This window comes from Azospirillum sp. TSO35-2, from assembly GCF_003116095.1.
GTDB lineage: Bacteria > Pseudomonadota > Alphaproteobacteria > Azospirillales > Azospirillaceae > Azospirillum.
Genome location: NZ_LGRA01000013.1, coordinates 280,247 through 299,967, shown reverse-complemented (window position 1 = coordinate 299,967; position 19,721 = coordinate 280,247). Strand labels below are relative to the sequence as shown.

Genomic DNA, 19,721 nt, shown 5'->3' with positions numbered 1-19,721 from the left:
GACCGCCATCGGGCGGAACCCACCGCCATAAGGCGGAACCCGTTGATTTTGACGGCTGTCCGGCACATCCGCAAGGAGTAGGACCCGGCGAGGGCCATTCGGATAGGCTGTACGCTTACGACACCAGCTTCCAGGTTCCGTCAGGCTGGCGGCAGGCGGTGCCGCGCGCGACCTCGGTCCGGCCGTCGATCACCACCGAATGCTGGTAGTCGCGGCAGGTCTGGCCGTTGTCGCTCTGGTAGGTCCGGGTCGGCTGGATGGTGCCGCGGTTGCCGCTCTCCGGGTTGTTCCAGGTGATGGTCTGGTTGTTGGTGACCGCGCGCTCCTCCGCGTCCGAGGCGCGGTTCTGGTCGGCGGCGGTGAAGTGGCGGGTCAACTGCTGGCCGGCGTAGGCGCCCAGCAGCGTGCCGATGGCGGTGGTCGCCAGCTTGCCGCTGCCGCCGCCGAAGCGCGAGCCGAGCAGGCCGCCGGCCACGGCACCGCCCAGGGTGCCGACCGTCTCCGTCGTGTTCATGTTGCTCATCGGGCCGGTCTGGCAGGCGCCCAGCGACAGCGCCGCGACGGCGGCGAACGCCGTGGCCCGCAGCCCGGCACGGCGGACCGGCCGGGTGGGGGTGTTGCTGGCGGTGTTCGTTTCGGTCGCGCGCGACATGGCGGTTCCCCCTTTTCAACGTTGCACGGGTAAAGCCGGGTCAACGTCCGGGGGATGAGGAGGTTCCCAGCCGGAAGTCCCCAAAAGCGCCCAGACAACACAATGGGGCAAAAGCGCGGTCGGCAGGGAAGCAAAACGCGATCTCGGGTGTTTAGTCATCGAACAGTCAACACAAGGAGGGTTGCACGATGTCCCGTTTGCGTCTGATCGGCGCGGTGTTCGCGCTTCTTTCGGTCGCCGCCTGCTCGACTGGCGGCGTGGTCGGCGGCACGGCCGGTGCGGCCGGCGGTTACGCGGTCGGCGGCACCCGTGGCGCGGTGATCGGCGGCCTGGGCGGCGCGGCGCTCGGCACCGCGATCGACCATTGATCGGGCACTGATCGACCATTGATCGGGCACTGATCGACCACAGGGCCACCCACGCGACCGGCCGTCAGTCGGCCGGTCGCCCCTCTCGCACCGGATCGCGCGCCGATTCGCGCGGGCCGGTCGCGAACACCGCCAGCGCGTCGTGCAGGTCGGGCAGCGCCCGTTCCACCGCCGCCTCGCCCTCGCGGATGCAGTCGTCGGCGCGGTCGAACTCGGTCAGGCCGATGTGGCCCAGCCGCGGCACGATGTGGACGTCCGGCGGCTCGCCGGCCAGCCGCGACCGGGTGATCCGGTCGGTGACGATGCCCAGCGACGACACCATCACCCCGAACAGGCTGGGCCCCTCATAGTCGCGGCGGAAGATCCGCCGGGTCAGCGCCCCGATGGCGGACGGCGAGCGGCTTTCCGGCATCTCCTCCTCCACCAGCCGCAGCAGGTCGAAGCCGGCGGCGGTCGGCACGCTGGCGCCGGGCTTGCGCGCCTTGCCCAGGATGTCGCCGGACAAGTTGATCGCGATCACCATCTGCGCCCCCAGCGCCCGGCAGGCCGACACCGGCACCGGGTTGACCAGCGCGCCATCGATCATCCAGCGCCCGTCGATCGACACCGGCGGGAAGACGCCGGGCAGCGAGAAGGACGCCCGCATGGCGTCGACCAGCTCGCCCTGCTGCAGCCACACCTCGTGCCCGGTGACGAGGTCGGTGGTGATGGCGGCGTAGGGGCAGGGCAGTTCCTCGATGCGGAGGTCGCCCAGATGCTGGCGCAGCTCCGCCATCAGCCGGTCGCCGCCGATCAGCCCGCCCCCCCGGCGCAGCCGCAGGTCGAGGTAGCCGACGATCTTCAGCCGGGTCAGGCCGCGCACCCAGGATTCCAGCTCGTCGAGCTTTCCCGCCAGATGCAGCCCGCCGACCAGCGCACCGACCGAGGCGCCGCAGACGATGTCGGCCTCGATCCCATAGCGTTTCAGCGCGCGCAGCGCGCCGATGTGCGCCCAGCCGCGCGCCACGCCGCCGCCGAGCGCGATGCCGATCCGCGGGCGCCGGCCTCCCGCTCCACCGCCGTTTCCAATCGCCATGGCGCGTTCCCCTTCCGCCGCAGTCCGGGTCCGGTCCCGGCCGTTGGTCTTTCCAATCGTCGGCATCATCGCACGAATGGGTAAAGGAAGGATGCAACCACCGCGACCGGCGACGGAAGCCCGCCTGTGGACAAAGCGGAACCCCATGGGCTAAGCCATTCCCCATGGACAAGAAACCGAGTGCGACCGTGACGAACAAGAGCGGCGGGGCCCTGCGGCTGGATGCGGCGACCGAACGGCTGGCCGGCCGGATGTGGCGCGAGTGGGTGCGGCCCTACCGGGCCAAGCTGCTGCTGTCCTTCCTGCTGATGGCCGTGGTCGCCGCGGCGACCGGCGCCTACCCGCTGCTGATCGACCGCTCCTACGCCATGTTCGCGGCGCAGGACCGCGGCATGCTGCTGGTGATCCCGCTGGCCATCGTCGCGGTGACGATCGTCAAGGGGTTGTCGCTCTACGCGCAGACGGTGGTGACCAGCGACATCGTCCAGCGCATCATCGCCGACATCCGGCTGTCGATGTTCGCCCATCTGCTGACCTCGGACATGGCGCAGTTGCACGCCACGCCGACCGGGTCGCTGACCTCGCGCTTCATCAACGACGTCGACCTGATCCGCAACGCGCTGAGCCGGACGCTGACCGGGCTGGTGCGCGACATCCTGACGGTGGTGGCGCTGGTCGGGTCGATGTTCTACCTCGACTGGTTCCTGTCGCTGATCGTCTTCATCATCTATCCCGTAGCCGCGGTGCCGATCGTCCGCATCGGCAAGCGGCTGCGCCGGGTGTCGCGCGACACCCAGGCGCAGATGGGCGACATGACCTCGCTGCTGACCGAGAGCCTGTCGGGCGCCCGCATGGTCAAGACCTATTGCCTGGAGGATTACGAGCGCAACCGCGCCGACCGCGCCTTCCACGACAACTACGTCCTGACCATGAAGGCGGTGCGCGCCCGCTCGCGCATCGACCCGATGATGGAGGTGCTGGGCGGCGTCGCGGTGGCGGGGGTGATCGCCTTCGCCGGCTACCGCATGACGATGGGCGAGGGGTCGGTCGGTGCCTTTTCCGGCTTCGTCGGCGCGCTGCTGATGGCGGCGCAGCCGGTGCGCGCCATCGGCACGCTGAACGCCGCCCTGCAGGAGGGGCTGGCCGCCGCCCAGCGCATCTTCGAACTGGTCGACCAGAAGCCGACGATCCTGGAGCAGCCGGACGCCGCCGCCCTCACCGTCAGCACGGGCGCCGTCGCCCTGCGCGACGTCCGCTTCGCCTACGAAGCCGGGGCGGAGACGCTGAAGGGCATCGACCTCGACATTCCCGCCGGCAGCACGGTGGCGCTGGTCGGGCGCAGCGGCGCCGGCAAGTCGACCGTCTTCAACCTGATCCCGCGCCTGTACGACGTCAGCGGCGGCGCCGTGCTGATCGACGGCCAGGACGTCCGCGGCGCCACCCTGCGCAGCCTGCGCGGCGCCGTGTCGATCGTCAGCCAGGACACCGTGCTGTTCAACGACACCGTGCGGGCGAACATCTGTTTCGGCCGGCTCGACGCCGGGATGGACGATGTGATGGCCGCCGCCCAGGCCGCCGCCGCCCACGACTTCGTCATGAAGCTGCCGGAGGGCTATGACACGGTGATCGGCGACCGCGGCGTCAAGCTGTCGGGCGGCGAGCGCCAGCGTCTGGCGCTGGCCCGCGCCTTCCTGAAGGACGCGCCGATCCTGCTGCTTGACGAGGCGACCAGCGCGCTCGACAGCGAGTCGGAGCGGCTGGTCCAGGCGGCGCTGGAGCGGCTGACCGAGGGGCGGACCACGCTGGTCATCGCCCACCGGTTGGCGACTGTGCGCAACGCCGACCGCATCGTGGTGATGGAGGCCGGCCGCATCGTCGAGCAGGGCACCCACGAGGCGCTGCTGGCCGCCGACGGCACCTACGCCCGGCTGTGCCGGCTGCAGTTCGGCGAGGACGAGGTGCGGGCGGGGGCCTGAGCGCCCCGTCCCCCCGGTCGGTCGGTCGGACCTAGACCTCGATCACCAGCCCGTCATAGGCCGGCTCGACGCCGGCCGGCAGCATCCGGCGCAGGCTGTCGTAGTCCATGCTGTTGTCCATGTGGGTCAGGTAGGCCCGGCGCGGCTGCACCCGTTCGATCCACTCCAGGGTCAGCGCCAGATGGGCGTGGACCGGGTGGGGCGGCTCGATCCGGCCGCAATCGACGACCCAGGTGTCGATCCCGGCCAGCGCGGCGAAGGCGGCGTCGTTCAGCCGCACCACGTCGGTCGAGTAGGCGAAGCCGCCGAAGCGGTAGCCGACCGTCCGCATATAGCCGTGGTCCTGCTCGAACGGCGTCACCGCCAGACCCTTCACCGCGAAGGGACCATCCACCCGATGCGACTTGAGCACCGGGCGGTAGAAGGGGTAGCCGGCCGGCAGCGGCTCGAAGCAATAGGGGAAGCGCATCTCGATGTCGCGCAGATGCTCGTCCCAGCCATAGGCGTCGATCGGGGCGTGCATCTGGCGGCAGATCTCGCGCAGCTCGTCGATGCCGTGGGCGTGGTCGGCGTGCTGGTGGGTCCACAGCACGGCGTCGAGCCGCGAACAGCCGCTGTCGAGGAACTGCTGGCGCAGGTCGGGCGAGGTGTCGACCAGCACGGACACGCCGTCGCGTTCGACCAGCACCGACGGACGCATCCGCCGGTTCTTCGGATTGGCCGGGTCGCAGCGCCCCCAGTTGCCGCCGGGCACCCCGGCGACCACCGGCACGCCGCGCGACCCGCCGCAGCCGAGAATCCGCACGCGCACCGGCCCACCTGTCGGATCGGGTGACGCGCCGGCCACGCTCATGCGGCCGCCTTGTCCGCGACGGCCTTGTCGAACAGGCGGAAGAAGTTGTCGGTGGTGATGCGCGCCAGTTCCTCCGGCGCGATCCCCTTGACCTCCGCCACGCAGGCGGCGGTGTGGGCGACGTAGGCCGGCTCGTTGCGCTTGCCGCGGAAGGGGATCGGCGCGAGGTAGGGCGCGTCGGTCTCCACCAGGATGCGGTCGAGCGGCATGTCCCTGACGATGGCGCGGAGATCCTCCGACTTCTTGAAGGTGACGATGCCGGACAGCGACAGGGTGAAGCCGTAGTCCACCGCCTCCTCCGCCAGCGCCCGGCCGGAGCTGAAGCAGTGCAGCAGCCCCTTCACCGGCTGGCCGGCCGCCTCCTCCTTGACGATGCGCATGGTGTCGTCGTCGGCGTCGCGGGTGTGGATGATCAGCGGCAGGCCGGTGTCCAGGCTGGCGCGGATGTGTCGGCGGAAACATTCCTGCTGCTGGTCGCGCGGGCTCTTGTCATAGAAGTAGTCGAGCCCGGTTTCGCCCAGCCCGATCACCTTGGGGTGGCGCGACAGGTCCACCAGCGTTTCGACCGTGGTGACGTCGAACTCCTCCGCCGCCTGGTGGGGATGGACCCCGACCGAGCAGAAGATGTCGTCATAGCGCTCCGCCACCGCCAGGATGCGGTCGAACCGGCTGATGTAGGTGCAGATCGTGACCATCCGCCCGACCCCCGCCTGCCGGGCGCGGTCGACGACCGCGTCCAGCTCCTCGGCGAAGTCGGGGAAATCGAGATGGCAATGGCTGTCGACGAGCATGCGGGAACTCAGGCCTTCGGTTCTTCGACGTAGCGCGGGAAGACGCCCTGCGGCGTCGGCAGCGGCGTGCCGGCGACCAGCGCACCCGCCGGCCCCAGCGTGCCGAAACCGCGGGCATCCGGCCCCAGCGCCAGCAGGTCGAGGATCTTCGCCGACGAGTCCGGCATCACCGGCTGGGTCAGGATGGCGAGGTGACGGATGGTCTCCGCCAGCGCATACAGCACGGTCGCCATGCGCGCCGGGTCGGTCTTCTTCAGCGCCCACGGCGCCTGTTCGTCGACGTAGCGGTTGGCGTCGCCGACCACCGCCCAGATCGCGTCCAGCGCCTTGTGGAAGGACTGCACCCGGATCTCCGCCCGCACGACGTCGAGCAGCCCATGGGCCGAGCCCAGCAGGGCGTTGTCGGCCTCGGTGAAGTCACCCGGCGTCGGCACGGCGGCGCCGCAGTTCTTGCCGATCATCGACAGCACGCGCTGCACGAGGTTGCCGTAGTCGTTGGCGAGGTTGCCGTTGATCCGGTTGACCATCTGCTTGTGCGAGAAGTCGCCGTCGTTGCCGAACGGCACCTCGCGCAGCAGGAAATAGCGGGTCTGGTCCAGGCCGTAGGTGTTGACCAGCGCGTCCGGCGCGATGACGTTGCCGAGCGACTTCGACATCTTCTGGCCTTCGATCGTCCACCAGCCGTGGGCGAACACGCGCTTGGGCGGCTGCAGGCCGGCGGCCATCAGGAAGGCCGGCCAATAGACGGCGTGAAAGCGCAGGATGTCCTTGCCGACCATGTGCAGGTCGGCCGGCCAATACTTGGCATACTCGCCCGTCGTGTCGGGATAGCCGACGGCGGTGATGTAGTTGGCCAGCGCGTCGAGCCACACATACATGATGTGGGCGTCGTTGCCGGGGACCGGGATGCCCCACTTGAAGGTGGTGCGGCTGACCGACAGATCCTTCAGGCCCGACTTGACGAAGGACATCACCTCGTTGCGCTTGCCGGCCGGGGCGATGAAGTCCGGGTTCGCCTCGTAGAAGGCGATCAGCCGGTCCTGCCAGGCCGAGAGCTTGAAGAAGTAGGACGGCTCCTCCACCCACTCGCACTCGGCGCCGGTCGGGGCGATCTTCTTGCCGGCCGGGCTGGTGGTCAGCTCGTCCTCGCCGTAGAAGGCTTCGTCGCGGACCGAATACCAGCCGGCGTAGGATCCCAGATAGATCTCGCCGCGCTCTTCCAGCACCTTCCACAGCGCCTGCACCGAGGCGACGTGGCGTGGTTCGGTGGTGCGGATGAAATCGTCGTTCGAGTAGTTCATCAGCGACACGAGGTCGCGGAAATTCTGCGAGACGCGGTCGGTGAACTCCTGCGGCGGGATGCCGGCCTTTTCCGCCGACTTCTCCACCTTCTGGCCGTGCTCGTCGGTGCCGGTCAGGAATTTCACGTCGAAGCCATCGAGGCGCATGAACCGGGCGAGGACGTCGCAGGCCAGCGTCGTGTAGGCGTGGCCGATGTGCGGCACGTCGTTCACGTAATAGATCGGCGTCGTCAGGTAGAAGGTCTTCGGCCCGGCCATTGGCGGCACTTTCTCCGGATTGAGTCTGTCGGCGCTAAAGCGAACGCCGGTCAGGCGGCCGCCGTTTCCAGCGCCGCCAGGGCGTTCAGGACCACCTGCTTGCGGTCCAGGTTTGCGGATTCCGCGCGAGCGAAAAGACGCTGAACCTTTTCCCACACCTCCACCCAACGTTCAAGACTGCGGGTGCCCCCGTGCCCTGCCGATGCCAATCGGCTCATCAGCGCGGCCTCGCCGGGCACCACCTCCGCCGGCAGGACGCCGCGGGCGGTGGAACGGGCGAAGCGGGCGAGCCACCAGACCAGCAGCTCCGTCGCCGTCTCGTAGAGGCCGTCGTCCTGCTTGCGGACCAGCTTGTCGCCGAAGGCGTGGGCAGCGACGATGTCCAGCCGCGGCAGGTCGGCAAGCAGGGCGATCATCTCGCGGTACAGCCCAAGCCCGCCGGCGTCGGCAAGGTCGATGGCGCGGCCGATGCTGCCCTCCGACAGCCGGGCCAGCGCGGCGCGGTCCTCCACGGCCAGCGCCGGGCGGTGCTGGGCCAGCAGGCCGATGACGGTGTCCTCCTCCAGCGGCTTCAGCGTCAGCTTGCGGCAGCGCGAGCGGATGGTCGGCAGCATGCCGCCGGGGTTGTCGCTGACCAGCAGCAGCAGGGCGCCGGGCGGCGGTTCCTCCAGGATCTTCAGGATGGCGTTCAGGCCGCTGACGTTCATGCGGTCGGCGCCGTCGATCACCGCGACACGCCAGCCGCCCTCCGCCGAGGTGCGGCGCAGGGCCGGGCCGATCTTGCGCACGTCGTCGACGGCGATGTCGCGCTTCAGCCGGTCGCGCTTCTCGTCGCGCTGGCGCTCCACCGTCAGCAGGTCGGCGTGGCCGCCCGAGGCGACGCGGCGGAACACCGGGTGGTCGGGCGGCAGGTGCAGCGAGGTCGCCGGCGCGGCGGTGCCGAACAGGCTGTCGCCCGGCGGATCCTGGGCCAGGACGAAGCGGGCGAAGCGGTAGGCCAGCGTCGCCTTGCCGACGCCGGGCGTGCCGCCGATCAGCCAGGCGTGCGGCAGGCGGCCGGAGTTCCAGGCTTCCAGCAACAGCCGCTCGGCCTCGTCATGGCCGACGAGGTCGGGATTGCGCCGCGGGGCCAGCGCGTCGTCGGCCGCCGGTTCGGCCGCAGCGGAGCCGCGCGCCTTGCTCATGGCGCCAAGCCCAGGCGGGCCGATGCGGCGGCCCAGACGCGGGCCTGCACGCCGTCGAGGTCGGCGTCGGCGTCGATCACCGCGCAACGCTCCGGCTCGCGCCGGGCAATGTCGAGGAAGCCGTCGCGCAGGCGCTGGTGAAAGGACGTGTCCATCCGTTCATAGCGGTCCTCGCCGCCATGGCGCGACGCGGCGCGGTGCAGGCCGGTCACCACGTCGATGTCGAGGATCAGCGTCAGGTCGGGCCGGAAATCGCCGAAGGCCGCCGTCTGCAGCGTCTCGATCAGCGGCCGGCCCAGCCCCAGCCCATAGCCCTGGTAGGCCATGGTGCTGTCGAAGAAGCGGTCGCACAGCACCCAGTCCCCGGCCTCCAGCGCCGGCCAGACCGTGCGCTCCAGATGGTCGCGGCGGGCGGCGGTGTGCAGCAGCGCCTCCGTCGTCGCGCTCCAGCGGCCGGTTTCGCCGGTGACCAGCAGGGCGCGGATTTCCTCCGCCCCCTTCGATCCGCCCGGCTCGCGCGTCGTCACCACCCGGGCGCCGCGCGGGGCGAGCGCCGTGCTCAGCGCCTCGGCCAGCCGGCGGAGCTGCGTCGACTTGCCGGCCCCTTCACCGCCTTCCAGCGTGATGAAGCGGCCGCGGGCGGCAGACGTGGCGACGGCGGAAGCGGGCACGGCCATCAGCTCTTGCCGCCGAACACGAGATACTTCGCCGCGGCGTAGGCCCGGCCGATGAAGCCGGCCTTGGGAACGTCCTGGGCGGCCACCACCGGCACCTCCTTGCCCGGGAAGCCGGGGGCGGCGATCACCAGCTTGCCGACGACGTCGCCCTTCTTGATCGGGGCGGCGACCGGGCTGTTGGTGACCAGCGACACCTTCATGCCGGGCCGGTCGGCGCGGGCCATGGTGACGCTGAGGTTTTCCGGCACGGTGACCGGCACCATCTCCTGCTCGCCGAGCCAGACGGGGGCCTGCTCGATCGTTTCGCCGCCCTTGTAGAGGGTGTAGGACGCGAACTCGCGGAAGCCCCACTCGATCAGGCGGGCGGATTCGTCGGCGCGCGCCTGCATGCTGGGCAGGCCGTTGACCACCAGCAGCAGCCGGCGCCCGTCGCGCTCGCCCGACGCGGTCAGGCCATAGCCGCCGGCGTCGGTGTGGCCGGTCTTTAGGCCGTCGACGTTCATGTTGCGGTAGAGCAGCGGGTTGCGGTTGCCCTGGGTGATGCCGTGATACTTGAACTCCCGGATCGAATCGTACTTGTAGAATTCGGGGAAGTCCTTGATCAATCGTTCGGCCAGGATCGCCAGATCGCGGGCGGTCATGTAGTGGTTGGGGTCGGGCCAGCCGGTGGCATTGACGAAGTTGCTGTTCTTCAGCCCCAGTTCCCGCGCACGCTTGGTCGCCTGTTCGGCGAAGGAGGCCTCCGATCCGGCCAGCCCCTCGGCCAGCACGATGCAGGCGTCGTTGCCGGACTGGACGATCATGCCCTTCAGCAGGTCGTCGACCTTGATGTTGTTGTGCAGCTCCACGAACATCTTGGAGCCCTGCATGCGCCACGCCCGCTCACTCACCGGCAGGGTGCTTTCCAGCGTCAGGCGGCCGCCCTTGATCGCCTCGAACACCATGTAGGCGGTCATGATCTTGCTCATCGACGAGGGCGCCATGCGCTCGTCGGCGTTCTTCTCGAACAGCACGGTGTTCGAGGTCAGATCGACCAGGATCGCCTGCTTGGCGATGGTGTCGAGCGTCGCGGCGTTCGCGGTCAGGCTGGCGGCTATCGTGGCTCCGGCCATGGCTAATCCGGCCGCGAGCGCGACGGAACGGCCGAATGCGGCGCAAAGGCGAACGACAACAGCGTTCATGGCAACAATCCTCCAAGGACACTCGGACACAGGCGCTTCGATGATGCGGTCGGGGGAACCGGATGGCCCAGAACGAGCAAACACGATCAATCCACCACGATTTTGGCCTCCGTAAGGCCAGCCTGAATGATCTGGTTGAGCACGGCGTCGGCGCGGTCCACGCTGTCGAGCGGACCGACCCGGACGCGTTGAAGGGTCTGCCCGCCGGAACGCGTCGGGCTGACGCGGACCGGCTGGCCGATGGTCGACAGACGGGCACGGGCGCGGGTCACGTTCTCCTCGCTGCCGAAGGCACCGACCTGCACATAGATGCTGTCGTGGCTGCTCACCGGCAACTGGGCGACCACCGGGGCCGGCACGAAACGGCCGCCGGACATCGCGCCGGCCACCGTGGCGGGCGGCGGCACCGGCGCGCCGACGACGCCATCGCGGGCGGGGGAGGCCGTCGTGGTCGGCCCGGCTGCGCCGGTGACCTCGATTCGGCCGCGCGGGGCGGCCTTGGGCGGCGGGCCGTCCAGTTCCGCCAGCATCGGGGCGGGGGTGCCCTGGCGCGCGGCGGCGGCGATGGCGCGGCTTTCCTCGCCCAGGATCTGGACGCGGACCTTGGCGGTGCCGCCGGTCTCGAACCCCAGCAGTTGGGCGCCGCGGCGCGACATGTCGATGATGCGGCCGTTGGCGTAGGGACCGCGGTCGTTGACGCGGACCACCACCGACCGGCCGTTGTCCAGGTTGGTGACGCGCACCAAGCTCGGCATCGGCAGCGTCTTGTGCGCCGCGGTCAGCTCGTTCTGGTCGTAGAGTTCGCCGTTGGCGGTGGCCTTCTCGTGGAAGCCGGGGCCGTACCACGAGGCGATGCCCGTCTCGTCGTAATTGAAGTCTTCCTTGGGGTAGTACCAGACGCCGTTGATCTGGTAGGGCTTGCCCACCTTGTAGACGCCGCTGGTCGGCAGGCCGGAGCCGGTGGGCTTCTGCGCGCAGGCGGCAAGCGTCGTCACGCCGACCAGCATGATCACCCTGCTCACCCCGCGCCAGCGACGCATCCGCCAAACCCCTCGTTTCCCAAGGCCCCGAACCGTCAAGGCGGCGGCACTCTAGCCGAGTGGCACGCCCGCGCCAATGCCCGCAACGCGGGGGAGTCACAATGGCACAGGCCCCGGATGGGGGAGGGGGGAAGCCGGCGCTCAGGGGCCCGGCAGCAGGCTGTCGGTGCGGCCCATCGCCCGATAGGCGGCCAGCCCGATCCACTCGCGCACCGCGTCGTCGAGGATCACCAGATTCTGACCGAATTCGAAGCGGATGTAAGGGGTTGCGTCGTGGCGGGTGCGGTAGTCGACGGGGTAGGGGATGACGTCCCAGCCCAGGCGGCGGAAGATGCCGACCGACCGCGGCATGTGCATGGCGGAGGTGACGAGGACCCAGCGTTCGCCCGGCGCCGGCTTCACCAGATCCTGGCTGAACAGGGCGTTTTCCCAGGTGTTGCGCGAGTCCGCCTCGTAGATCACCCGGTCCTCCGGGATGCCGGCCTCCAGCAGGGCGGCGCGGGCCGAAACGTCCTCCTTGTACTCCTGGCCGAGCAGCCGGCCGGAGCCGCCGGTGAACAGCGCCCTGGCCTCCGGGTGGCGGCGGACCAGATCGGCGAAGGCCAGCACCCGCTCCGCCGCCTCGTTGACCGACGGGTCGCCGCGGTCGGCGGTGATCGGCGGGTTGACGGCGCCGCCCAGCATGATGATGCCGTCGATCCGGCCGGTCGGCTCGGCGCGCGGGAAACGGTTCTCCAGCGGCACCGCCACCAGCGCGCCCAACCCGGTGTAGGTGACGAGCAGCAGCAGCAGCGCCGCCAGCGTGATCAGCCGCTTGCCCGCCCGCTGCCAGCGCCGCGTCCGCAGCAGCGCCGCCCCCGCCGCCACCGCCAGGACCAGCGCGTTGCCGGGCGCCACGACGCCCCACAGCAGCTTCGACAGGATGAAGGACAGCACCGGCGCACCCGCTGTGATGGGGGAAAAGGCGGCGCAGCATAAGCGGGGCGGTGACGGCGGGGCAAATGCCGTTCATCGCAACCGCCCTTCACCCGGACGGGATCAGCCCCCGACCGGCGTGCAGAGTTCCACCAGCGTGCCGTCGGGGCAGCGGAGGAAGGACACCGTCTGGCCCCAGGGCTTGCGCTGGGGCGGTGACAGTTCGGCGGCGCCGGTGGCCAGCGCGGTGGCGTGCGCCGCCTCGACGTCGTCGGTGACCAGGGCGATCTCGACGCCTAGCGGCTTGGCGCTGTCGCTGGCGAAGACATAGCCGGCCGGGTGGTGCGACAGGGCCAGCTCCCGGCTGGCGAAGGACAGGGTGGTCGCGCCGGTGTCCAGCTCGCCGTAGTCGCCGGTCTCGGCGAGGAAGCGGCGGGTCAGGCCGAAGGCCTTCTCGAAGAAGGCCAGCGATGCGGCGACGTCGGGGACATAGACGATGGTGTAGCCGAACTTCATGGTCATCGGGCCTCCAGGGCGGGAGTGTCGGGTGGCGGCGATCCTATCATCCCTCCGCCCGCCGGTATCCCCAGACCGAGGCCGGCGGCAGGTTCAGCGGGGTGAAGGCCAGCCGTTCGCCCGTCAGCTCCAGCGCCTTGCGGTCGAGCGGCGAGTGCGGCATGAAGCTGTAGAGCAGGAAACGCCCGCCCGGCCGCAGGATGCGGAAGGTGGCGTCCAGCACCTCGCGCTGGAAGGCCAGCGGGAAGGTGATCATCGGGATGCCGATGACGACGGTGCCGACTGTGCCGCACCGCGCCTGCCCCAGCAGTTCGGGCGCCTTGCGGCAGTCGTCGGCGAAGACGGTGACGTCGGGGTGGCGCCGGCGCAGATGGTCGGCCAGCGCCGGGTCGATCTCGAAGCTGCAAAGGCGGTCGGCCGGGATGCCGGAGTCCAGCAGCGCGCCGGTGATCGGGCCGGTGCCGCCACCGAACTCCACCACCAGCTCGTCGGCGTCGCGGCGGACGTGGCGGGTGATGCGCCGGCGCAGCGCGGCGGACGACGGCGCCACCGAGCCCATGGCCCGGGGATCGGCCAGCCAGCGGCGGAAGAACAGCCAGGATTCGGCGATAGGCCGGTGGGCGGTGGTGGTCGGCGCGGTCGGGGTCATCCGGAGCCTCCTGCGGGGGACGCGGACCGGCCGGTCGACGCGCTGTCGCGGAGTGCCGGCGGCCCGCCCTAATGCAGTGTTGCTGCCAGAAGTTGGTGACCGGCGTATGACAGGCTGCTCGCCACCAGCGCGAAAAACACCAGCGCCGCCACGGTCAGCCCCAGCCCGACGCCGATGGCGCCGCCGTCGCGCTCGATCAGCCCCAGCGAGATCAGCACCAGGGCGAAGCCGGGCAGCCAGCCGGTCAGCGGCAGCGGCACGATGCAGGTCAGCGTCAGGATGAACAGCAACAGCCCGAACCAGCGCTCGCGGTCGATGCGGGCGAGGCGGTGGACGCGCGGCTTCAGCATCCGCTCGATCCCGGTCAGCCGCGGCATGGCGGCGTCGAGTGTGCGGGCGGCCAGCCTGGTGCCGACCGACCGCCGCAGCAGCCAGTCGGGCAGCCCGGCGCCACGCCGGCCGAAGGCGAGCTGGGCGGTGTAGAGCACGATCGGCAGGTCGAACAGGCAGGACACGCCCAGCGGCACCGGCGCGATGGTCGGCAGCGCCAGCGCCAGCAGGATGGTGCCGAGCGAGCGGTCGCCCAGCGCCTGGATCAGGTCGTTCAGCGTCACCCGGCCATCCGGCAGGTTGGCGCGGAAGCGGGCCAGCAGGTCGGACGTGCGCTCCTCCTCCACCTCGTCGGACAGGGCGGGCAGGGCGATGACGTCGTCGTCCGCGTCGCGGGCGGTCACGCGCCCGCCTCCGCTGCGGCGCTTTCGTAGGCTTCGAGGGCTTCCAACCACGTCTCCTCCGCCGTTGCCAGCTTCTTCTCCACGGTGCCCAGGTCGATCTGGAGCTTGGTCAGCGCCTCGGCCGGACCGGTGTAGAGCGCCGGATCGGCCATCTTCGCCTCGATCTTGCGCTTTTCGTCGCTCAATTTTGTGACCAAAGCCTCGGCGTCGGTCGCCTTGCGCTTCAGCGGCGCCAGGGCGGTGCGGGTCTCGGCGGCGGCGCGGCGCTGGTCCTTCTTGTTCGGCCCGGCGTCGCGGTCGGACGTGCCCTTCGCCACCGCCCGTTCGGCCTTGGCGCGGTCGAGCAGGTAGCGCCGGTAATCCTCCAGGTCGCCGTCATAGGGCTGGACGGTGCCGTTGGCCACCAGCAGCAGCCGGTCGACCGTCATCTCGATCAGGTGGGGATCGTGGCTGATGATGATGACCGCGCCGGGGAAATCGTTGATCGCCTCGATCAGGGCTTCGCGGCTGTCGATGTCCAGGTGGTTGGTCGGTTCGTCCAGCATCAGGATGTGCGGGACTTCCCGGCTCATCAGCGCCAGCAGCAGCCGCGCCTTCTCGCCGCCCGACAGGTTGGCGATCTTGGTCTCCGCCTTGGCCTGCGGGAAGCCGAAGCGGCCGAGATGGGCGCGCACCTTCTCCTCCAGCGCCAGCGGCATGATGCGCTGGGTCTGCTGGATCGGCGTCAGCGACAGGTCCAGCTCCTCCGACTGGTGCTGGGCGAAATAGCCGACGCGCAGCTTCGACGGGCGCCGCATCTCGCCGGCCATCGGCTGCAACCGCCCGGCCAGCAGCTTGACCAGCGTCGACTTGCCGTTGCCGTTGGCGCCGAGCAGGCCGATGCGGTCCTCCATGTCGATGCGCAGGTTGACCCGGCGCAGGATCACCGTGTCGCCGTAGCCGATGCTGACCCCTTCCAGCGCGATCAGCGGCGGCGCCAGCTCGTCCGGCGGCGGGAAGTTGAAGACGACCTCGGGATCGTCGTCCAGCAGGGTGATCGACTCCATCCGCTCCAGCAGCTTCAGGCGGCTCTGCGCCTGGCGGGCCTTGCTGGCCTTGAAGCGGAAGCGGTCGACGTAGGACATCATGTGCTTGCGCCGCGCCTCCTGCTTGGCCGCCATCGAGGCGAGCCGTTCCTGGTTGGCCCGGCGCTGGGACAGGAACTGGTCGTAGTTGCCGCTGTAGGTGACCAGCTTGCCGTTGTCGATGTGGATCGTCGTGGTCGGCACCGCGTTCAGCAGCTCGCGGTCGTGGCTGACCAGCAGGATGGTGTGCGGGTAGTTCTTGAGATAGCCCTCCAGCCAGATCGTCGCTTCGAGATCGAGGTGGTTGGTCGGCTCGTCGAGCAGCAGCAGGTCGGGGCGGGAGAACAGCACGCCGGCCAGCGCCACGCGCATCCGCCAGCCGCCGGAGAAGTCGGAGCAGGGCCGCTGTTGCGCCTCGGCGTCGAAGCCCAGGCCGGACAGCACCTGCGCCGCGCGCGACGGCGCCGAGTGCGCCTCGATGTCGGTCAGGCGGGCGTGGATCTCGCCGATGCGCATCGGGTCGGTCGCGGTCTCCGCCTCGGCCAGCAGGGCGGTGCGTTCGGTGTCGGCGGCCAGCACGGCGTCGATCAGCGTGGTCGGGCCGCTCGGCGCCTCCTGCGCGACCATGCCCATCCGCATGCCGGCGGGCAGCGTGATCGCCCCGGCGTCGGTCTGGAGCTGACCCGCGATCAGCTTCAGCAGGGTTGATTTCCCGGTGCCGTTGCGCCCGACCAGAGCCACGCGGTGCCCCTTGGACACGACCGCCGTCGCGTGGTCGAACAACTCTCGGCCGCCGAAGCGGAAGGTCAGGTCGTTGATGTGCAGCATAGCGGCGAGGATGTAGCACGCGGGGCCGCGGATTTGAAGCGGGGCGGGGCGAAAGCCCGCGCTTTGTCCCTTGCGGGGGTGGGGGCGTGTTGCACGGCTCCCGCCGGTCGGTCGGGTGAAAGCGTGGGAATCCGCCATTTCGCCGCGCTCGGGCCGGCGTGGATGGAACGTTTGAAACAGCATGAACCATTTTCCGGCGGGTGTTTCATCGTTTCACCGCCCCGGCGGAGAGCGCCGGCCGCAGCGGATGTCGGACATGGTTTTGGACGATGGAGCTTGTGCATGTCTGTTCGGGAAACCCCGCCGAAAGCCGGTCACGCCGGCGGATGGCCGGACGCTTCAATGAGGCCCAAGCATTTCTGCTCGGGAAAGCGGACAGGACGAGGCGCCCGACACCCGCGGCTATTGGGAGCTTCAATGAGGCCCAAGCATTTCTGCTCGGGAAAGCATCCGGGGTGACCGGATCGGTGCGCCCCCGATCGACGCGCTTCAATGAGGCCCAAGCATTTCTGCTCGGGAAAGCGCTGAACTCGGCCCGCAACCGTTTCCCTTATGGGTACAAGCTTCAATGAGGCCCAAGCATTTCTGCTTGGGAAAGCTGGCCGAGGTCTACAAGTTCATCAAAGAAGAGCGGTTGCTTCAATGAGGCCCAAGCATTTCTGCTCGGGAAAGCCTCCAGCACGGCCACGCGGCCGCAGCCCAGGCAGTGGCTTCAATGAGGCCCAAGCATTTCTGCTCGGGAAAGCCCGAGAAGAAGGGCCTCTATGTCTCTGGAAGCCTTCCCTAGCTTCAATGAGGCCCAAGCATTTCTGCTCGGGAAAGCGACGCTCAAAGCCGCCTTCCTCTACTTCAAGCCCACGGGGCTTCAATGAGGCCCAAGCATTTCTGCTCGGGAAAGCGACAAAGTGGAAGCGGTCACCTCGGGTGAGGTAGTCGCTTCAATGAGGCCCAAGCATTTCTGCTCGGGAAAGCAGCGGTGGACCGGCTGGACATGGGGCGGGACCAGAAGTGCTTCAATGAGGCCCAAGCATTTCTGCTCGGGAAAGCGTTGAGGAACAGCAGGCGATCCTTGTTGACCGCCGTGTAGCGCTTCAATGAGGCCCAAGCATTTCTGCTCGGGAAAGCGGGGTGAGCGGGCTCGACCCGCGGCGGCGGAAAAATGGCTTCAATGAGGCCCAAGCATTTCTGCTCGGGAAAGCCGGGATGTGGCGCCACCGGGTGTCGGTCTGCCCGTGCAGGCTTCAATGAGGCCCAAGCATTTCTGCTCGGGAAAGCACCGGCAATACCTTCGTTGGTATCCTAAGCGGTCGTTAGCTTCAATGAGGCCCAAGCATTTCTGCTCGGGAAAGCATCCGATGGAGCGGCACACCGCCGGCGGCTTTCTCACCGCTTCAATGAGGCCCAAGCATTTCTGCTCGGGAAAGCTCCGTGACCGAGTATCTGCTGTATCGTGTGGCTCCGCTTCAATGAGGCCCAAGCATTTCTGCTCGGGAAAGCGTGCAACGCATGCAGCAAAACCCCCGGTTCTAGCACCAGCTTCAATGAGGCCCAAGCATTTCTGCTCGGGAAAGCAGGACGTTGCGGACGACCTCCGTCACCGAGTGGGCGGCGGCTTCAATGAGGCCCAAGCATTTCTGCTCGGGAAAGCGCCACCACCTCGCCCTCGGCTGTCGCCAGCCCAATCCAGCTTCAATGAGGCCCAAGCATTTCTGCTCGGGAAAGCCGCCGCGGCCTCGGCCGGGCCGATGACGCCGAAGCAACGGCTTCAATGAGGCCCAAGCATTTCTGCTCGGGAAAGCTCCTCGTATCAGCGATACGAGACGGCGGAGCGTTTCCGGGCTTCAATGAGGCCCAAGCATTTCTGCTCGGGAAAGCGCCCGCATCGCCGTCAGTTGCGGCAAGGACGGCGCCGCTTCAATGAGGCCCAAGCATTTCTGCTCGGGAAAGCGGGGTAGGGGAAACCATCGCGCTCGAATATGTCAGGCTTCAATGAGGCCCAAGCATTTCTGCTCGGGAAAGCGTGCCGATGCTCGGCCTGGGTGCCTATCGGACCTTTGAGCTTCAATGAGGCCCAAGCATTTCTGCTCGGGAAAGCGAGGTCGGTCGCCGCCTTGATCGCCTCGCGTGTGGCGCTTCAATGAGGCCCAAGCATTTCTGCTCGGGAAAGCCCGCCACCTCCCCCAGGCGTCCGCCGTTGTCGCTGTTGGGCTTCAATGAGGCCCAAGCATTTCTGCTCGGGAAAGCGCCGCCCTTTCCGGAGCTGGTTGGACGGGGGGATCTGGGCTTCAATGAGGCCCAAGCATTTCTGCTCGGGAAAGCCGGAGAAACTGCAAGCCTCCTACGGCATCCTGACCGCGCTTCAATGAGGCCCAAGCATTTCTGCTCGGGAAAGCCCGCGCCGTCTTCGCTGGCGCCATGCGCCGCTACGCCTGCTTCAATGAGGCCCAAGCATTTCTGCTCGGGAAAGCCTGAATGACCATCTCCGCCATTCCCCAGATGCCCGGCATCGTGCTTCAATGAGGCCCAAGCATTTCTGCTCGGGAAAGCGCGGATCGACGTCTTGACCATGTTGAGGGTCATGTCGCTTCAATGAGGCCCAAGCATTTCTGCTCGGGAAAGCAGGTTGCCCTGCAGCTTGCTGGAAAACAACGGAAAGTCGGCGTGATTGCGAGCGGTCGGCGATCCTGATCGGGTGGTCAGGAATCCTGGTTCTGTTTCGTTCTTCACCCGGTCAAAGATCCCTGCGAAATCAACGGCGCCGACCGGTGCGAGCGGTGACGGGGGTTTCGCCTGCGTCGGGCCGCTTGCGGGGCGGTGCCGGCTGATGGAACATAAGTAGCACGGATGACCGGTTCCTCGCCAGACATTCGGCCGAGGCCGCGGGCGCTCCACCGTGCGTTCCTCGCGGCCGCACCGCCGCGCGCTCCAACGAACGCCTTGCCGCGCCGCGAAAGCGCCTCTATAAAGCCGCCCATCCGGCGCCCCGGTCCTTCCGGTGGCGCCTGCACGCTTTTAATCGGCGAAAAGCCCCTTCCTGCAGGAGTCACCAGCATGGCCGTTGAACGCACCCTCTCGATCATCAAGCCCGACGCCACCCGCCGCAACCTGACCGGCAAGATCAACGCCAAGTTCGAAGACGGCGGTCTGCGCATCGTCGCCCAGAAGCGCGTCCAGCTGTCGAAGGCCCAGGCCGAGCAGTTCTACGGCGTGCACCGCGAGCGTCCGTTCTTCAACGACCTGGTCTCCTTCATGATCTCCGGCCCGGTGGTCCTGCAGGTGCTGGAAGGCGAGAACGCCATCGCCCGCAACCGCGAGATCATGGGCGCCACCAACCCGGCCAACGCCGCCGAGGGCACCATCCGCAAGGAGTTCGCCGAATCGATCGAGGCGAACTCGGTCCATGGTTCGGACGCCGCCGACACCGCCGCCCAGGAAATCGCCTTCTTCTTCGCCGGCATCGAGCTGGTGGGCTGATAGGATCCCGGGCACTCCGCCCGCGGTTTTCCGAAAAGGCCGCCCTGACCGGGGCGGCCTTTTTGCGTTTTGGCCGCGGGTCTGGCAGTATCGGTGCCATAAGTCACCGGACTTGAACCACAGGGCCCGGACCATGGGCCCACGCCACAGGACCCGCACGCGGTGCGGGCCGTCATGACAGGAGC

The 19,721-nt window shown here is 68.7% G+C and carries 17 protein-coding genes and 1 CRISPR repeat array; of the genes, 3 read left to right on the top strand and 14 right to left on the bottom strand.

Going from position 1 to position 19,721, the window contains the following annotated elements:
• Window positions 1-115: 115 nt before the first annotated feature.
• Entirely contained in the window at window positions 116-652 is a 537-nt protein-coding gene (locus TSO352_RS08720) for an RT0821/Lpp0805 family surface protein (protein WP_109106953.1), read from the bottom strand.
• Between the two features lie 188 nt (window positions 653-840).
• Between TSO352_RS08720 and TSO352_RS08715 the strand changes: the two genes are divergently transcribed.
• Window positions 841-1,020, top strand: a complete 180-nt coding sequence (locus tag TSO352_RS08715; protein ID WP_109106952.1) for a hypothetical protein — start codon at window positions 841-843, stop codon at window positions 1,018-1,020.
• A gap of 64 nt (window positions 1,021-1,084) precedes the next feature.
• Here TSO352_RS08715 and TSO352_RS08710 read toward each other — a convergent pair whose 3' ends face one another.
• Entirely contained in the window at window positions 1,085-2,095 is a 1,011-nt protein-coding gene (locus TSO352_RS08710; protein ID WP_247871987.1) for a patatin-like phospholipase family protein, read from the bottom strand.
• A 188-nt stretch (window positions 2,096-2,283) separates the two neighbouring features.
• Between TSO352_RS08710 and TSO352_RS08705 the strand changes: the two genes are divergently transcribed.
• Complete coding sequence (locus TSO352_RS08705) at window positions 2,284-4,071, top strand: ABC transporter transmembrane domain-containing protein (RefSeq protein ID WP_247871986.1); 1,788 nt, start codon at window positions 2,284-2,286, stop codon at window positions 4,069-4,071.
• A gap of 31 nt (window positions 4,072-4,102) precedes the next feature.
• Here TSO352_RS08705 and TSO352_RS08700 read toward each other — a convergent pair whose 3' ends face one another.
• From TSO352_RS08700 to TSO352_RS08645, 12 genes are all read right to left on the bottom strand, one after another.
• Entirely contained in the window at window positions 4,103-4,924 is an 822-nt protein-coding gene (locus TSO352_RS08700) for an MBL fold metallo-hydrolase (protein ID WP_109106950.1), read from the bottom strand.
• On the bottom strand, window positions 4,921-5,715 hold the full coding sequence (locus TSO352_RS08695) for a TatD family hydrolase (RefSeq protein ID WP_109106949.1): 795 nt from the start codon (window positions 5,713-5,715) through the stop codon (window positions 4,921-4,923). The genes TSO352_RS08700 and TSO352_RS08695 overlap by 4 nt, the downstream gene beginning before the upstream one ends.
• A gap of 8 nt (window positions 5,716-5,723) precedes the next feature.
• On the bottom strand, window positions 5,724-7,274 hold the full coding sequence (metG, locus tag TSO352_RS08690) for a methionine--tRNA ligase (protein WP_109106948.1): 1,551 nt from the start codon (window positions 7,272-7,274) through the stop codon (window positions 5,724-5,726).
• A 50-nt stretch (window positions 7,275-7,324) separates the two neighbouring features.
• Window positions 7,325-8,458, bottom strand: a complete 1,134-nt coding sequence (locus TSO352_RS08685; RefSeq protein WP_109106947.1) for a DNA polymerase III subunit delta' — start codon at window positions 8,456-8,458, stop codon at window positions 7,325-7,327.
• On the bottom strand, window positions 8,455-9,135 hold the full coding sequence (gene tmk / locus TSO352_RS08680; RefSeq protein WP_109106946.1) for a dTMP kinase: 681 nt from the start codon (window positions 9,133-9,135) through the stop codon (window positions 8,455-8,457). The genes TSO352_RS08685 and tmk overlap by 4 nt, the downstream gene beginning before the upstream one ends.
• Window positions 9,135-10,316, bottom strand: coding sequence for a D-alanyl-D-alanine carboxypeptidase family protein (locus TSO352_RS08675; RefSeq protein WP_109106945.1), 1,182 nt, complete (start codon window positions 10,314-10,316; stop codon window positions 9,135-9,137). Before TSO352_RS08675 ends, tmk begins: the two co-directional genes overlap by 1 nt.
• A gap of 86 nt (window positions 10,317-10,402) precedes the next feature.
• A complete protein-coding gene (locus TSO352_RS08670) occupies window positions 10,403-11,356 on the bottom strand; it encodes a septal ring lytic transglycosylase RlpA family protein (protein ID WP_109106944.1) in 954 nt (317 codons plus the stop codon).
• Window positions 11,357-11,497: 141 nt separating this feature from the next.
• The gene (locus TSO352_RS08665) at window positions 11,498-12,292 is read right to left on the bottom strand and encodes a YdcF family protein (RefSeq protein WP_109106943.1); all 795 of its coding nucleotides are present in this window, start codon (window positions 12,290-12,292) and stop codon (window positions 11,498-11,500) included.
• Window positions 12,293-12,394: 102 nt separating this feature from the next.
• Window positions 12,395-12,793, bottom strand: coding sequence for a VOC family protein (locus tag TSO352_RS08660; RefSeq protein WP_247871985.1), 399 nt, complete (start codon window positions 12,791-12,793; stop codon window positions 12,395-12,397).
• Between the two features lie 40 nt (window positions 12,794-12,833).
• Window positions 12,834-13,436 carry a phospholipid methyltransferase gene (locus TSO352_RS08655; protein WP_109106942.1) on the bottom strand — a complete coding sequence of 201 codons (603 nt, stop codon included), beginning with the start codon at window positions 13,434-13,436 and terminating at the stop codon, window positions 12,834-12,836.
• A gap of 68 nt (window positions 13,437-13,504) precedes the next feature.
• Entirely contained in the window at window positions 13,505-14,170 is a 666-nt protein-coding gene (locus TSO352_RS08650) for an exopolysaccharide biosynthesis protein (RefSeq protein WP_109106941.1), read from the bottom strand.
• Entirely contained in the window at window positions 14,167-16,062 is a 1,896-nt protein-coding gene (locus TSO352_RS08645; RefSeq protein WP_109106940.1) for an ABC-F family ATP-binding cassette domain-containing protein, read from the bottom strand. Before TSO352_RS08645 ends, TSO352_RS08650 begins: the two co-directional genes overlap by 4 nt.
• Window positions 16,063-16,398: 336 nt before the next feature.
• Window positions 16,399-18,682: a CRISPR direct-repeat array (repeat unit 37 nt; unit sequence GCTTCAATGAGGCCCAAGCATTTCTGCTCGGGAAAGC).
• A gap of 431 nt (window positions 18,683-19,113) precedes the next feature.
• Here TSO352_RS08645 and ndk point away from each other — a divergent pair.
• Window positions 19,114-19,536: a nucleoside-diphosphate kinase gene (ndk, locus tag TSO352_RS08640; RefSeq protein WP_109106939.1), complete on the top strand. Its 423-nt coding sequence runs from the start codon at window positions 19,114-19,116 to the stop codon at window positions 19,534-19,536.
• Window positions 19,537-19,721: the final 185 nt, after the last annotated feature.